Genomic DNA, 14,965 nt, shown 5'->3' with positions numbered 1-14,965 from the left:
CTGATCCTTTCCTGGCTTAGTAGAGCCGCAGATATTCCTGCACTTCCCAATCGGTGACCGATTGGTGATACCGCTCCCACTCATCGTTTTTGTATTCGAGATAAGAACTACGCATCACCGGGCCCATCACATGTTCCGCCATAGCATCGCCACGCAAAGCCTCAATCGCGTTATAGAGCGTTCGCGGCAATCGGCGGATTCCGAGCTCGGCAAGTTCAGCTTCGGTCTTTGAATAAAGATCAAAATCAGTTGGTTTGCCCGGGTCGGTCTTTTCTTTGATGCCCTTAACACTACAGCTCAGATGCATCGCCATTGCCAGATAGACATTCATGGTCATGTCGCAGGCACGGTTTTCGATGCAGTGACGGCTTTGCGGCAGGCGGAACTGGGCCGAGCGATTGTTGAAGCCATATGTGATATTGGTCGGAGCCCAGGTGACTGTGCCGCCTTCAAAACCGCCAACGCGCGGCACCAACCCGTTATAGGAATTCACTGTCGGACAGGTGATTGCGGTGATGGCTTCGGCGTGCTGCATCAATCCGCCTACTGCCCAGCGGCTCTCGTCGCTCCAGTTGCCATCGGGTGTCTCAAAAATGTTTTCGCCAGGGCGACTTTCATGCTGCATCGACAGGTTGATATGCGCCCCGGACCGCCAGTCCCCCACAGTTGGCTTTGGCATGAAGGTCACAAACAGCCCATGCTGCTTGGCCACCTCTTTCAACGTGATGCGCAGAAAAGCCAACCGGTCGGACATCTCCAGCAGGTTGGTGTAGTGGAAATCAAGCTCAAACTGGGAGTACGCACCCTCGGCCACCACGTCATGCAGGTTCCAGCCTAATCCTTCGATGATGTCGATCAGGGTTTTTAGGAATGGCATCGAGTCGATGGAATACTCAACATCATAGCCAAATGCCTGACGACGCGGACGAAGCCCATCTGCAGGGTCATCGTCAAATGCCTTAACGGGCTGCCCGGCGTCGTCATATTTCATCACGATAAACTCGGGTTCTACCCCGGCGTAACCAGTGTACCCTTCCAGCGCGGCCTCGTGCATGGCGCGTTTCAGGGCCTGACGCGGACAAACGTTGTAAGGAGCGTCTTCCCAGTAGAGATCCGAGAAGATGATCGCCATCGATGTGTCCCACGGACAGACGTAGACGGCATCGAGATCCGGCACCACCACCTGATCGCTGTCGGCGGGGCTTAGCTCGGGCACGTACGAAATCGAATGCACCGCGAATTGCGGGCCTTTTCCAAGGCATAGCGGTTCAAAATCACTCATCGGTACGGGTTTTGTTTTTGGAATACCGTGCAGGTCAATCCAGGCGGCCATCACGTATTTGACACCAGCCTCCTCCAGACGTTGCCGTACCTCTGCGATACGCGGGCGGTTACGCTCGACAGCGTCATGGAATGTCTCGTAGTAGATGCGGGTGCTGGCATTATCCTTGGGCATTCGGCGTCCTCCCATCGAATGGCAATCAGATTTGGTTCACCGAGGGTGATCCCTCAGTGTTGGTGCTGGTTTCGTTTGTTCTGTCGCTCAGCGGTTAAGATGTTCAGCCGGGGACAAAATCGTCAGGATCGATGCCCGGAACCTGCGTGATCCCGGCAAGCTGTTTCCAGTTGTGAGGGTAGGCGGCATAGAAGATCACGCATTTGCCGTCCGACTCGTAGGAAATGTGGTTGTCCTTCGGGACAAACAGCACATCACCACGATTGCAAACATAGCTTTTGCCATCGCAAACCAGTCGGAATGTACCCTCAAGGCAATAAATGATCTCGTCGCAGGTCAGATCCCACGGCACCTTGATGTTGTTCAGAACGTTGATACCGCCGCACATGGACTTGCTGAATTCGCTGGTCACCATCGGTTTGATGTAAGTGTCGCTGTCCCCCATCGAGTCGTAGCGGTTTTGAACCAGATCGAATTTGAAAAGTTGAGGTGTGTCACCCATTTGGTCAGCCTTCCTGTGCCAGGTGTTTCAGTATGGATTCGTTCAATTCGACCTTGTAACCGTCAGGGTCCTCGCAAAAGGCGATGACCCTTGTGCCGTTTTTCATTGGCCCCGGTGGGCGGGTGATGTTTACCCCCGCCGCAGCCAGCTGTTCGCACGCGGCATAAACATCTGGCGTTTCGATGCAGATGTGGCCCCAACCGTCGCCTTTGTCATAAGGCGTGCCCTGATCCCAATTGGCGGTCAGCTCCAGCGTTGGAAACTCGGCCTCGGGCCCATAGCCGATAAAGGTATTGGTGAATTTGCCTTCGGGGTAGTCCGTGCGCCGCTGCACTTCCATACCCAGAATTCCGCAATAGAAATCCAGTGACTTCTCCATATCTGTGACCCGCATCATCGTATGGGCCAGACGAAACCCTTTGGATATGGACTTGTTCATCGTTATTGTTCCTTCTTGCTTAGGCACCAGCTACGTCGCGCTCGATCAGATCCTGAAAGGCGCGCACGCTGTCTTCCCAAGCGGGCGACAACAGGCCTCCATCCTCGGCGACCGGGGATTTGCGGCCCTCAAACATGCGTTCAACCATCTCGTGATCTTCCTTGTGGACATCCCACCAAAGGTTTCTGAGGGCTTGTATTTCATCGGCGCTCAGTTCCTGGCCTTCTGTCGTGTAAAGTGCTCGGTACTGGCGCATTTTTCCGGGGCCGATGGGTACGTTCAGATAGACGCCTAGTTGATCAGGGAAATAGCGACCCAGAATGAAGTTGGGGTACAGTGTCAGATATCGAGAGCTGACGCCCAGACTGCCGGATGTGCCTAGTTCTTCGTTCAGGTCCACCGCGCTGCCGATGCAGTTTCCGTCGATGAGGGTATAGTGGTTTTCCAACGGCTGATCGGTGGTTGAGGCATGTACAAACTGGACGTGGTAGGGCTCGATAAAGTTCTCCATGATCAGCTTCCAGTTGGTGCCAATCTCACCAAAATCGAGCAGGCCAATTGGTTCCACTCTGGTGAAATCCATCCCCTCCAGCCGGCTGATCAAAGGCGCGGCATAGTCTTCGAAATCAGGCGCGTTCCCATCCAGATTGACGAAAATCCAATCATGCCAGACATGGGTCCGTACGGGTTTCAGCCGGTGCTCTTTGATGTCAAAACCGTCGAACTCCTGCCTTCCGGTTCCGGCAAAATGCGGTGCAGCCCGCAGGCGTCCATCCAGATCATAGGCCCATGCATGATAGGGGCAGCGGATCAGCTTGCCGACATTCTTGGGTTTGTCGACCAATGTCATGCAGCGGTGCAGGCAAACATTGTGAAACACCTGGATGTCGCCATCACGACCGCGCACTGCCAGCAGTGGCAAGTCGGCGCAAGTGACAGGATGCGCATCGCCTGGGTTGGATATCTGATGGGCAAACCCGATGAACACCCAGTTCTTGGCCAGAACCGTCCGGCATTCCTGCTGCCAGAACTCTTCGCTGCGATACGCCCCGGCGGTCAGCCCGTGCTGAGGCCCTCCAATGGCCTGGGCTCTATCCTCGGCAATTGTCATTTGTCCTCCCTTCGACACTGCCACCTGTACCCGTCGGTCCAACGACAGGCGCATGGTTTTTCCGTTTCTCGCGGTCTTCCTACTTGCCGGCTTTGTCCCGCCGCGCCGGGACCTGAGGTTTCGACTGCGAATATCGCATTTTTCGTCTATCGATATTTCGTTTTTCGCGACTAATTGGGATTTTGGGGCAAGAATCGGAAATGATCTGGTCAAAAAACGGCATGATGGTACGAATTTCGAATAACGAGTTCGTGTGGATTGCGAGAGTCGCAATTCCAACGGGATTTTACAGAAAATTTGGCAATAGGCCCGCGTCACCGTCCTTGGAATCTGCGGTGTCGAGGGCAAAGGATGTCGTTTTCTGCACTTCCTGCCACAGATTTCTTAGCGGAGAATTGCGGATTTCGATGTCCTCACCTAGTCTCAGCTACGAATGCAGCAATCGAGCATCAGGTATATGGCAGTCAAAAAGCAATCAAACGTGCGCGCCACCGCACAGAGCATTAGGTCCCCAAAGGATGACTTGAACCAACAGATCATCCGGCTGTTGCAGCAAGATGGCCGGATGGCCTTTTCGGAGATTGCGCAGCAGTTGAACGTGTCCGAAGGAACCATCCGCAACAGGGTGAGCGGTCTGCGAGACAATAACATGTTGCGGATCGTCGCGATGTCGGATCCCGTGGCCACAGAGTACACAACCGACGCGATGATTGGGTTGAATGTGGCTGTTGGCGTGACCCCACGCCAGGTGGCGGAGCGGCTTGAAAAGAACCCTCGGGTTGTTTTCATTCTGTGGGTCGCGGGTCGATATGACCTGATCATTGAATTGGTCAGCGACGATGATGACGCATTGAAGGAATTTCTGGAGCATGAAATCCACGCGAATGACGATATCGCCAATGCCGACGTTATGCCGGGGCTGAAGAACTTCAAGAATCAGTTCCTGCTAAAGCAGGATGTGAGGGAATGATTGGCGAGAAGCCCATCGCTGAAGCCAATAGGGCGAAAGGATTTTGACAGAGTTTTTGCGGAGATATTATGCGCCGGTCTTAATGTCGCCTCCGACAGCTATCAGTCTTCCCAACTGTGCGAAAGATGTTGTCTGACAAGTCGTCGTGAATGCCGGGTTGCTTCAGCAAAATACCGCTTTGCGTTGGCGGACAACCTTTGTGCTCAGATAAGCGAACAGCGGGTTTGTCCGCAAAACTGACTTTAGTCGAAAAGACATTCGACGGTGTCGACGTGAGCCTGCAACTCTGCCGCAGGAGAAAACCTGCCTATACGTCAACTTTCGAATTGAGACCTATTGTACGCCGTCCCGAAATACCTAGCTAAAGTATGCGGAGGGAGAGAGCCGCAAACCACTAAGAAAACGGTCAGGCAACGCGCCGAATGACTTCGGTGCGTCTCGGGTAAGCTTTGCCTGACGCATGAGGGATGGCCAAAAAACGCCATTACAGGAGAATACAATGGTCGAACTTGCACAGGGAACATGGGTTGTCATTGCCGACGGGGAAAAGGCGCTGTTCATGGAGAATATCACCGACGCTGAAGATCCCAATCTGGTTGTCGTATCCGTAGAAGAAAGCGATGGACCAAGGACCAAGCCTTCGGACCGAGCCGGTCGTCGTTTTGACACGGCGCCACACCAGAAATCGGCCGTGGAAGAGAGCAAATGGAAAACCCACGCGAAGTCCCTATTCGTGCAGGATGTCGCCAACTTGTTGAACCGCAAGGGATTAAAAGGGGCCTATAAACGTTTGGTCCTGGTGGCCAGCCCGCATGTTCTCGGGCTGCTGCGTCGGCGGTTGCACAGCGAAGTGCTGGGAAAAGTGGTTGCCGAGGTTGATAAAACCCTGACCAATCACCCGCTGCACAAGGTTGAGCAAGTGTTGCGACAGCGCCTTGCCCCTGCGACTTGAATTCGGTGAAATTAAACGGGCGGTTCTGACCTCCCGTTTTGCCAGCCGCGTTAGTTCAGAACTTTCCTGAGAACTGACATTGCGGCGTTGGGGCCGTCGACCCATGTGATGAAGTCTGACAGAGACGCATCGGCAAAGCCTTGGCCGATGACCTGTTGCAACAACTCGTGCAGCGTATCCCAATACCCATCCACATTCATGACTAGAATGGGCTTGTCGTGCAGGCCCAACTGACGCCAAGTGAGCGCCTCGAACAACTCGTCCAGCGACCCGGGACCGCCTGGCAGGACAATGACCGCATCGGCGTTCATGATCATGACCTTTTTGCGTTCGTGCATAGTCTCGGTGACCACGAAACGGGTCAAATCCGTTTTACCGACTTCACGTTGCAAAAGATGCACGGGGATGACGCCGAACGTGTCACCACCGGCGGCTTGCGCGGCACGTGCAACCTCGCCCATCAGTCCGACATCTCCGGCACCGTAGACCAGTCGCCAACCTTCTTCGGCCAAAAGGGTTCCAAAGTGCTGCGCTGCGTCGGAATAGGCCGGATTCGCGCCATTTCGTGACCCGCAATACACACAGACAGATTTCTGAGACATGGGATGGCTTCTCCGGGCTTGTATATGGTGTTTTGACCCGTGATAGCGGGATTGATAGATTGGCTCAACCGTCAGGCAGAATGTGTTATACTCAAAGCACTTGCGCTGCGGAGTGAAGGGAAAAGAATGAATTCCAATTCGGGAAGCGAAAGTTCCGGAACTTTCACCTGGGGGGTGATTGCCGGCGTCGTTGCACTGGTCGGAGCCGGTGGGTTGTACCTGTCCGGTATCTTTGGTGCTGGTCCTCAGGACGCTGTGCCGCAACAAGACACCGCAGTCCAGACCACGGAAGCGGCCAGTACGAATTCCACCGCCTCTGAGGATCAGAGCACGGCAATTCAGGAACAGGAAGCCATTGATCAGTCTGATGACACTTCTGCACCAGCGACTGACACAGCCGAGGTCGAGCCGGTTGCCGCACCACCGACTCTGGACCAGATTTTCGTAGAACCTGACGGAAATACTGTTCTTTCGGGCAACGCAGAACCGGGTGCGGACGTTCGTGTTTTTCTGGATGGTGAGCAGGTACACAGCTTTACCGTCGACGACTCCGGTCAGTTTGCCGAGTTTCTGTCGATCCCATTCTCAGATGATGCACGCGGGTTAACGCTGGAAACTGCGGGTGAGGATCAACCTGTCCGTTCGGACGATTATTTGATTGCAGCTTTACCTGAACCGGAACCGGCAATTGAGCAGATAGCTGCCTTGGAAACAGGTGACGCCGCCAGTGATCAAACTGCAGGGGCGCAAGACACATCGACGCCTGCGTCGACCGATGAAACATCGACAACCGGTGATGTCGAAACGGCGGAGGCAGTTGCAGATCAACCAGAGGATCAACCCCAGGAAACTGCACAACAAGCCGCTGAAGAAAGCAATGAAAGTCAACAAGTTGCTATTTTGCGTTCAGGTGAAGACGGGGTTGAACTGGTTCAATCTCCAACAGCCGAACCCGATACTTCGGATGAGGTCGCGTTGGACACGATTGGGTATTCTGACGTTGGCGACGTTGAACTGACTGGCCGGGTGCCGGACGGGTCTGCGGTGCGGCTGTATCTGGACAACCAGCTTGTAGCCGACCTGCCGCTGGTCGATGATGGTAAATGGCGCAGCGAGTTGGAAGGGATTGACCCCGGGATCTACACCCTGCGTGTGGATGAAATCGCCACGGATGGCACCGTGGTCAGTCGCCTTGAAACGCCGTTCAAGCGCGAACCACTGGAAGCTCTGCGCGCGGCAGAGGGTGGTGACCAGCCCGAGGGCGAAACAGATACCCCCCCGATCCGCGCGGTCACTGTGCAGGAAGGCGACACGCTTTGGGCCATATCGCGTGATCGGTTCGGCGATGGTATCCTTTACGTGAAATTGTTCGAGGCTAACCGCGACGCGATCCGCGATCCTGATTTGATATATCCCGGTCAGATATTCACCATCCCGGAATGAACTATTGCTGCTGGCCCTTGGTGGGCCAGCGGTCTATCTCTGACCGCAGATCAGGTACGTGATGAGACGAGCAGCGCCAATGACCTCAGCCGATACGCCCACGCCCGACGACCGCCGCTCTGGTTGGCGCACGATCCGGAAGGTTGCGCCTTATATGTGGCCCGAGGACGAGCCTTGGGTAAAACGTCGCGTCGTTCTAGCCATGGGTATGCTGGTGCTGGCCAAGCTGATCGCCGTCTATACCCCTATCCTTTATAAGGGCGCTGTCGATGGGCTGGCAGGTGAGGGTGTTCCGCCACTGGCCTTGGGCGCTGTTGGCCTGACCGTGGCGTATGGCGTCGCACGTATGATGACCGTTGGTTTCCAGCAGTTACGCGATGCGGCCTTTGCCCCGGTAGGGCAGCGGGCCTTGCGCGCACTGGCATTGGAGACCTTCCAGCACATCCACCAGCTGTCCATGCGTTATCACGTGACGCGCCGCACCGGAGGGCTGAGCCGGATCATCGAGCGTGGTGTGAAAGGCGTGGAATTCCTGCTGCGCTTTTTGCTGTTTTCCATCGGTCCATTGATCCTGGAACTGCTGTTGGTCGCGATCATTCTGATGTGGCTGTTCGACGTCTGGTATCTGGTTGTCGTTGCTGTCACCATCGCGCTGTACATCTGGTTCACCTTTGCGGTGACCGAATGGCGCGTGAAGCTGCGCCGCGAGATGAACGATCAGGATACTGAGGCCAACCAACGCGCCATCGACAGCCTGCTGAATTTCGAAACCGTCAAGTATTTCAATGCTGAGTCACGCGAGGCGGCTCGGTACGACGTGTCGATGAAGGCCTATGCCGGGGCTGCGCTTAAGACGGCGTATTCGCTGGCCTTCCTGAATTTTGGTCAGTCCCTTCTGATCACTTGCGGGCTGATCGGCGTGATGGTTCTGGCGGCCATGGGGGTGCAGCAGGGTACGCTGACCGTCGGCGATTTCGTCATGGTCAACGCCTATATGATCCAGATCACAGTGCCGCTGAACTTTCTGGGCACCGTCTACCGGGAAATCCGCCAATCGCTGGTGGATATGGGGCAGATGTTCGACCTGTTGGAACAACCGACCGAGGTGCAGGACAAGCCCGGCGCGCCAGATCTGGTGGTCAGTGGTGGTGAGGTGACATTGGACAATGTGCGCTTTGGCTATGATGTGGACCGCGAGATACTCAAAGGTGTGTCGCTGACGGTACCTGCTGGCCAGACTGTTGCAATTGTCGGTGCCACAGGTTCGGGTAAGTCAACGATAGGCCGCTTGCTGTTCCGGTTCTACGATGTCACCGGGGGCGCGTTGAAGATCGACGGGCAGGACGTGCGCCACGTGACCCTGAACAGCCTGCACTCAGCCATCGGTGTCGTGCCGCAGGACACGGTGCTGTTTAATGATACGATCCGGTACAACATCGCTTATGGCCGGGACGGGGCCACGCAGGAAGAAGTCGAAGCAGCTGCCAAAGCTGCGCAGATCCATGATTTTATCGTGACCTTGCCAGAAGGCTATGACACCAAGGTTGGAGAGCGGGGCCTGAAGCTGTCGGGTGGTGAGAAACAACGGGTGGGCATTGCGCGTACCCTTCTGAAGAACCCGCCGATCCTGCTGTTGGATGAGGCGACCTCGGCGCTGGACACAGATACCGAGCAGGACATCAAGGATGCCTTGGCGCGGGCAGGCGAAGGACGAACCGTGCTGACGATCGCGCACCGCCTTAGCACGATTGCCGAGGCGGACCGCATTGTCGTTCTGGAACGCGGAGAAATCCTTGAACAAGGCACCCATGACCAGCTTTTGCAGCGCGCGGGCCGTTACGCGCAGCTCTGGAGTCGCCAGCAAGCGGACGCGGCCTGATCCGGTCATGAGGGTAATTCCTGAGGCCGGGCAGAACAGCCCTGCAAAAATGCGTTCATTCCCGCAGGTTTAATTTGACGTTCATTTTCCTTGGTGACAAATCACCTAAAGTCACGGTGCCAGGTTCTTTGGCCGGACCTTAATCAAAGGAATATCTAATGAAAATGCGTGCAGCAGCAGCCTTGGCCGCAACTGTTCTTGTGGCGACTTCGGCATTTGCCGAGGATCTTGAATTTCTGGTTGTGAATGACTCCAGCGCGGATCTGGTCGAGTTCAATGTCTCACCTGCGTCTTCCGACAGCTGGGAGGGGAACCTGCTGCGCGGTGGCTATGTCGCGCCCGATTACGAAATCGATGTTGTCATCGCGGATGGTCTGACCACATGTGTCTACGATATTCGGGGGGCGTTCGACGATGGTTCGTCGGCTGAAGACTTCGGTCTGAACCTGTGTGATTTGGGTGAATATGTATTCACCGACTAGGTCATAGAAAAGAAAAATGGCGAACCGTGGGGTTCGCCATTTATGTTACTCAGCCGCCTTGAGGGGCGATGTTGGTGGGTGATCGGGACGCTCATCCTTGTCTGCATCTGGTGCGGGCGCAGTCGGCGTCTCATCACCCCAGACAACCTCGGTGGCCTGTACCTGACGGGCAGCGTGACCAACCGCCATATCCTGAGCGATTTGGCTGGAACGACCTGCAGTGGCGCGTGCCAGCGCCTTGGCCAGCCATACCGCATAGGTGGTGACCCACACCCGTAGCGCCAGGAACGATGGCGTCACGATCAGCGTCAGAACCGTTGCAATACCCAGCCCAAACACAACTGCCGTAGCCAGCTGTTTCCACCACAGCGCAGTTGGGCTGTCGATAGAATAGCCGCCATTGATGAAGTCCAGCGACAATCCGAACATCATCGGTGTCAGACCGGCCATCGTGGTCAGGGTGGTCAGCAGAACCGGGCGGATACGCGCCTCAGCCGTGCGGATGATAGCCTCGATCCGGGGCATATATCGGCTATATTCCTGATACGTATCGATCAGAACAATGTTGTTGTTCACCACAATCCCTGCCAAGGCCACAATCCCTGTACCGGTCATGATGATCGAGAACGGTTGCTGCATGACCATCATCCCGATCAGAACGCCGGTGGTCGAAAGCACAACGGCCAGCAGAACCAGCACCGAGTTGTAGAACGAGTTGAACTGCGCCAGCAGGATCACAAACATCAGGCCTAAAGCAGCCAAGAAAGCGCTGGATAGGAAAGCCTGGCTTTCTGCCTGATCTTCCTGATCGCCGGTCCATTCCCAACTGACGGTGCTGCCGAAGGGATTGGTTTCAAGCCACTCGGTCAGCACTGCAATGCGTTCGTTGGCATTGATCAGGCTAATCCGGGCGTTTCCAGATTCCAGATCGGCGCGCACTGCATCTACATCTCCCGCACCCGTCAACATGACAAGCTCGAAATTGTTGCCGGTCGGTCCAGTGATGATCGCGCCTTTGGGTTCTGTACCTTCCACGACGCCGCGCACAACTGCCAGCCGCTGTTCCGTGCCGTCCGCATTACCTATCACAACTTTGCTCAGACCCGGCTCAACGTCGGCCTTCACATCGTAATAGCGCTGCTGGTTGATCCGGTTGATCTCGGCCAGTTTGGCCACTGGCTTGCGGGTGACAAAGTTCGACAAAGGCACCAGCCCATCAGGCGTTCGCACTTTGAGCGTATCCAGTGTCGACAAAACCCGATCTTCGTCGGGCAGGCGAACGCGGATTTCGATTTCCTCGTCCACGCTGTCGGGGCGCATTTCGCCCAGCAGCAGCCCGCGCGTGACCAGTTGCACCATCGCGCCAACGGTTGCGACGTCCGCGCCGAAACGACCCGCTTTGGCAACATCCACGTCGATTTGCCAGTCGATACCGGGCAAGGGCAGGGTGTCTTCGATCTTGATCAGGCCGGGTGTTTCATCGAACATCTTACGGGCCGCAGCAGTGGCTGAGTTCAGTTCTTCCCAGCCGTCCGCCTTGATGCGCAGATGAACGGGCTTGGCCGAGGCCGGGCCTTGTTCCAGCGGTAGGATTTCCACGATGAAGCCTGGAATCTTCGCAAGTTCGGCGTTCAACTGATCCAGCACGAAGTCACCGTCATATTCCGGGGCAACCGTTTCCCGGTCGATCAACCCGCCGAAGATCGGTTCGGACACGTTAGGCCGGTCTTCCCACGGGATGATTTCGAACTGGACGCGACCGACAGTGTCGGCCGGTGCTTGCGCACCTCCATTGTTCTGGTTCAGCCCGCCTTCTCCGGCAAAGGAAAACACGTTCACGACTGCGGGATGTGCGCTGATAATTTCTTCGGCCGCCAGTACCATCTGGTCCTTTTCGACCAGTGATATGTTGCCACGTGCACGAACATAGGCCGTGGCTTGCTCGGGTTCGCTTTCGACGAAGAACTCTACGCCCCGATTATTGTTCCCAAATGCGGTCATGACTGACATCACAGCGAAGCCAATGACGACAATCGAAACAATCGGCATGATCGGGTTGCCGACGAGGAACTTGATGACATAGCCAAAGGGTGTGTGTTCGCGTGCTGTATGCACATGCTGATCGGGTGCGCGTTCTATTTTGGCGGCACTCAACGTAACAGAACCGGCAAATGCCCCAAAAATGAACAGGAAGGCACCAAGCAGAACTGCTCCGAATGCGCCTTCGGGCAACAGATAGGTCGGATTCAGCAGTTGCATCGCACCAAGGAAGATCAGGTACAGCGATGGCGGCACCATAACCGCACGAACCCACCAAGCAGTGCGCGCGCGCAGCCAGTCAGAGGTGCGGTCAAAAACCCGGCTCAGGCGGCCCGAAACACCGCCCATGACAGGCAGATAGATCAGTGCAACGATCAACGAAGCGGACAGAACGAAGATCAGCGTGACAGGCAGCATGCCCATGAATTCACCCGGGACACCCGGCCAAAACAGCATGGGCAGGAAGGCACATAGGGTTGTGGCCGTGGATGACACGATAGGCCAGAACATACGCTGCGCAGCCTCGACATAGGCGTGCATCGGGCCAACGCCCTCTTTAATGCGCCGGTCAGCGTATTCCACGACAACAATGGCCCCGTCGACGAGCATACCCACCGCAAGGATCAGACCGAACATCACGATGTTCGAGATGCTGATGCCCATGACTGCGAGGAACGCAAAACACAGCAGGAATGAGGTCGGGATCGCAAAACCAACCAGCAATGCGGCGCGTGTGCCCAAAGAGGCCAGAACAACGATCATCACCAGTGCGATGGCCGTCAGAACCGAGCCTTCCAACTGGCTGACCATCGAACCGACGATGCGGCTTTGGTCGTTCGAGGTGCCCAGCTGGATTGCGGCCTGCATCTCGGGCGGCCATTTGGCCTGCGCAGCGGCAATGGTTTGTTTCACACCCTCGACTGTGTCGATCAGGTTGTAGCCCTTGCGCTTAACCACCTGCAACGCGACGGTTTGTTCGCCGTTGAAACGGGCGGTGCCTTCGCGGTCCTCAAAGGTATAGTTGATCTGCGCCAATTCCCCCAGGGTGACGACCCGGTCGCCGTTCACTTTGACCGGCAGGCCATAAACATCCTGCGCAGTTTTGAAGGAAGAGGGGATCTTGACCGAGAATGTTCCCTGAGCGGTTTCAACCTCACCGGCAGCGATCAGCTGATTGTTGTTGCGCACAACATCGATAAGCTCGGCGGCGGTGACGTTGTATGCCTCAAGCCGAAGAGGGTCGATTATGACCTCAAGCAATTCGTCACGGTTGCCCGCGATACCGGCTTCGAGCACCGAATCCATCGCCTCAAGGTCGTCCTGTAAAGCCTTGGCGACCCGCGCCATAGTGCGCTCGGGGACTGCACCCGTCAGGTTGACGATAACGATGGGGAATTCTGAGAAATTGATCTCGGTCAGCGAGTATTGCTCGGCTCCGTCGGGGAATTCGGCTTGCGCGCTGTTCATCGCGTCGCGCACATCAGCCATGATCGCGGTTTTGTCCCAGCCGAAATCGAACTCCAGCGCCACGCCGGCATACCCTTCGGCGGCGGTCGAGGTCATCTCTTTCAGCCCATCAAGGTCCGCAAGTTCGGTCTCCATTGGTTTGACCAACAGGTTTTCCGAATCCTCGGCTGAGATGCCCGGAAACTGAACCGAGACAAACAGGGCAGGGATTTCAATGTCTGGCTCGCCTTCTTTCGGCAGGCTGACATAGGCAAAGCCGCCAATCACCAATGAGATGGCGATAAAGGCCAGAACCATTCTGGCCCGGCCGGCGGCCCAACTGACGATTCCGGTCATTTGGAAGCTTCCCGATATGTGGGTTCAACTGTGACGCCGCGGGTCACGAACTCTTGCCCGATGACGATGATGTCCACAGTTTCCGGCAGGCCACCGACCCAAACGCCTTCGGCAGTATCACGAAGAAGAACGACGGGCTGGAAATCGACCACGTTGCTCTGGCCAATGGTGCGGACACCGAGTTGACCGTTATTGCTCAGGGTCAGTGCCGATTGCGGCAGGAAATGCGCCTTGGCCCCGGCGGCCGAAATGCGGATGTCGGCGGTTTGGCCGTCCCGAATGGCCAGTTCCGGGTTCGGAACAGTGATTTCGACCTCAAACGTGCGGGTTGTTTCATCGGCCGAGCGGCTCAGGAATGTCACACGACCAGAAACCTGCAGGCCAGTGACCAACTGCGCCGTGGCTTCGGTTCCGACAATGATGCGGTTCACCTCGGTTTCCGGCACAAAACCCACCAGCTTGATTGGATCTAGTTGGATAACGGTCGCGCATAGCGCACCGGGCTGCATCAGGCTGCCCAATTCTGCGGTATCGCTTTCCAACAATCCCTTGAAGGGTGCTGTGATCGTCTGGCGATCGATTTCGCGTTCCGCGGCTTTGACCTCGGCGGTTGCGGCTTCGATTCCAGCGCGGGTGGCCTCAAGACCGGCTTCGGCGGTTTTGATACCGGCCTCGGCGGTTCTCATCGCCGCCTCGCTTGAGATTCTGCGTGTTTCAGATCCAAACCCCGAGTCAGACAGTTTATTCGCAGCCGTCAGGTTGATCTCGGCTTCGGCGACACGCGCATGTGCTTCTTCCAGGCGGGCTTCGGCTTCTGGAATGCGGCTTTGGGCTTCTAGCTTGGCAGCCTTCGCTTCGGCCAAACTGGCGGGGCGGGTGCCTGGATCAAGCTCGCACAGAAGATCGCCGGCTTCGACGAACGTGCCTTTGCGCTTAGGCTCTGAGATGACGGTCGATGTGGTTTCAGCCAGAACTTCGACCTGACGATTGGCCTTGGTCTGGCCCCGCAACAACACGGCGCTGTCAATTTCACGTGCGGTTGACCTAAGGGCAACAACGCCAATCGTCGCCTGATCCACGTCCACGACTTCGCCAGATTCGCTGGCAACCTCAGGGCTGGCCTCGGCTTCCGCGCGCCCGGCGAAAGAGAACAGGCTATCCCGTTCGAAAACCAAAAAAAACAAAACAACAATAACCAAAGCGGCGTTTACTAATGAAATCAATCGCATGCAGGACAACTCCCAGAATTCTGCGCCACATTTTTTTTGCGGTCATGCTAGAAAGTG

General features: G+C 56.2%; 12 protein-coding genes. 5 read left to right on the top strand and 7 right to left on the bottom strand.

Annotated features, from left to right (window positions below; all coding sequences use genetic code 11):
• Positions 1-16: 16 nt before the first annotated feature.
• The 4 genes from AC2FIO_RS08355 to AC2FIO_RS08340 form a co-directional block, all read right to left on the bottom strand.
• Positions 17-1,456 carry a glutamine synthetase family protein gene (locus AC2FIO_RS08355; RefSeq protein ID WP_496696886.1) on the bottom strand — a complete coding sequence of 480 codons (1,440 nt, stop codon included), beginning with the start codon at positions 1,454-1,456 and terminating at the stop codon, positions 17-19.
• A gap of 103 nt (positions 1,457-1,559) precedes the next feature.
• Positions 1,560-1,958, bottom strand: coding sequence for a cupin domain-containing protein (locus AC2FIO_RS08350; RefSeq protein WP_108859955.1), 399 nt, complete (start codon positions 1,956-1,958; stop codon positions 1,560-1,562).
• A gap of 4 nt (positions 1,959-1,962) precedes the next feature.
• Positions 1,963-2,397, bottom strand: coding sequence for a lactoylglutathione lyase (gene gloA, locus AC2FIO_RS08345; protein WP_085823161.1), 435 nt, complete (start codon positions 2,395-2,397; stop codon positions 1,963-1,965).
• Positions 2,398-2,416: 19 nt separating this feature from the next.
• Positions 2,417-3,508 carry an aromatic ring-hydroxylating oxygenase subunit alpha gene (locus tag AC2FIO_RS08340; protein ID WP_496696884.1) on the bottom strand — a complete coding sequence of 364 codons (1,092 nt, stop codon included), beginning with the start codon at positions 3,506-3,508 and terminating at the stop codon, positions 2,417-2,419.
• 523 nt (positions 3,509-4,031) lie between these two features.
• Between AC2FIO_RS08340 and AC2FIO_RS08335 the strand changes: the two genes are divergently transcribed.
• Positions 4,032-4,478 (top strand): Lrp/AsnC family transcriptional regulator, encoded by a 447-nt coding sequence (locus AC2FIO_RS08335; RefSeq protein ID WP_200833196.1) that lies wholly within the window; start codon positions 4,032-4,034, stop codon positions 4,476-4,478.
• 499 nt (positions 4,479-4,977) lie between these two features.
• Positions 4,978-5,430: a baeRF12 domain-containing protein gene (locus tag AC2FIO_RS08330; protein ID WP_108860298.1), complete on the top strand. Its 453-nt coding sequence runs from the start codon at positions 4,978-4,980 to the stop codon at positions 5,428-5,430.
• A gap of 50 nt (positions 5,431-5,480) precedes the next feature.
• On the opposite strand, the gene AC2FIO_RS08325 is transcribed toward AC2FIO_RS08330, so the two are convergent.
• A complete protein-coding gene (locus AC2FIO_RS08325) occupies positions 5,481-6,032 on the bottom strand; it encodes an LOG family protein (protein ID WP_496696881.1) in 552 nt (183 codons plus the stop codon).
• 126 nt (positions 6,033-6,158) lie between these two features.
• Here AC2FIO_RS08325 and AC2FIO_RS08320 point away from each other — a divergent pair, with 126 nt between their 5' ends.
• The 3 genes from AC2FIO_RS08320 to AC2FIO_RS08310 all read left to right on the top strand — a co-directional run bounded on the left by AC2FIO_RS08320 (position 6,159) and on the right by AC2FIO_RS08310 (position 9,836).
• On the top strand, positions 6,159-7,475 hold the full coding sequence (locus AC2FIO_RS08320; protein ID WP_496696879.1) for a LysM peptidoglycan-binding domain-containing protein: 1,317 nt from the start codon (positions 6,159-6,161) through the stop codon (positions 7,473-7,475).
• 79 nt (positions 7,476-7,554) lie between these two features.
• Positions 7,555-9,354, top strand: a complete 1,800-nt coding sequence (locus tag AC2FIO_RS08315) for an ABCB family ABC transporter ATP-binding protein/permease (protein WP_496696876.1) — start codon at positions 7,555-7,557, stop codon at positions 9,352-9,354.
• Between the two features lie 158 nt (positions 9,355-9,512).
• Positions 9,513-9,836, top strand: a complete 324-nt coding sequence (locus AC2FIO_RS08310) for a hypothetical protein (protein ID WP_496696873.1) — start codon at positions 9,513-9,515, stop codon at positions 9,834-9,836.
• A gap of 45 nt (positions 9,837-9,881) precedes the next feature.
• Here AC2FIO_RS08310 and AC2FIO_RS08305 read toward each other — a convergent pair whose 3' ends face one another.
• Together AC2FIO_RS08305 and AC2FIO_RS08300 are read right to left on the bottom strand one after the other, a co-directional pair.
• Positions 9,882-13,679 carry an efflux RND transporter permease subunit gene (locus tag AC2FIO_RS08305; RefSeq protein WP_496696871.1) on the bottom strand — a complete coding sequence of 1,266 codons (3,798 nt, stop codon included), beginning with the start codon at positions 13,677-13,679 and terminating at the stop codon, positions 9,882-9,884.
• Positions 13,676-14,908 (bottom strand): efflux RND transporter periplasmic adaptor subunit, encoded by a 1,233-nt coding sequence (locus AC2FIO_RS08300; RefSeq protein ID WP_472724036.1) that lies wholly within the window; start codon positions 14,906-14,908, stop codon positions 13,676-13,678. Before AC2FIO_RS08300 ends, AC2FIO_RS08305 begins: the two co-directional genes overlap by 4 nt.
• Between the last annotated feature and the right edge of the window lie 57 nt (positions 14,909-14,965).

It is taken from the genome of Ruegeria sp. CDSB086, from assembly GCF_059611065.1.
The sequence above is the reverse complement of the archived record's forward strand: the minus strand, read 5'-3'. Positions and strand labels throughout refer to the sequence as shown.

What these genes read in the sequence shown, in the direction of transcription:
- AC2FIO_RS08305 (WP_496696871.1), bottom strand. Translation starts at nt 13,679, where the DNA reads ATGACCGGAATCGTCAGTTGGGCCGCCGGCCGGGCCAGAATGGTTCTG.
- gloA (WP_085823161.1), bottom strand. Translation starts at nt 2,397, where the DNA reads ATGAACAAGTCCATATCCAAAGGGTTTCGTCTGGCCCATACGATGATG.
- AC2FIO_RS08330 (WP_108860298.1), top strand. Translation starts at nt 4,978, where the DNA reads ATGGTCGAACTTGCACAGGGAACATGGGTTGTCATTGCCGACGGGGAA.
- AC2FIO_RS08355 (WP_496696886.1), bottom strand. Translation starts at nt 1,456, where the DNA reads ATGCCCAAGGATAATGCCAGCACCCGCATCTACTACGAGACATTCCAT.
- AC2FIO_RS08320 (WP_496696879.1), top strand. Translation starts at nt 6,159, where the DNA reads ATGAATTCCAATTCGGGAAGCGAAAGTTCCGGAACTTTCACCTGGGGG.
- AC2FIO_RS08340 (WP_496696884.1), bottom strand. Translation starts at nt 3,508, where the DNA reads ATGACAATTGCCGAGGATAGAGCCCAGGCCATTGGAGGGCCTCAGCAC.
- AC2FIO_RS08315 (WP_496696876.1), top strand. Translation starts at nt 7,555, where the DNA reads ATGACCTCAGCCGATACGCCCACGCCCGACGACCGCCGCTCTGGTTGG.
- AC2FIO_RS08310 (WP_496696873.1), top strand. Translation starts at nt 9,513, where the DNA reads ATGAAAATGCGTGCAGCAGCAGCCTTGGCCGCAACTGTTCTTGTGGCG.
- AC2FIO_RS08300 (WP_472724036.1), bottom strand. Translation starts at nt 14,908, where the DNA reads ATGCGATTGATTTCATTAGTAAACGCCGCTTTGGTTATTGTTGTTTTG.
- AC2FIO_RS08350 (WP_108859955.1), bottom strand. Translation starts at nt 1,958, where the DNA reads ATGGGTGACACACCTCAACTTTTCAAATTCGATCTGGTTCAAAACCGC.
- AC2FIO_RS08325 (WP_496696881.1), bottom strand. Translation starts at nt 6,032, where the DNA reads ATGTCTCAGAAATCTGTCTGTGTGTATTGCGGGTCACGAAATGGCGCG.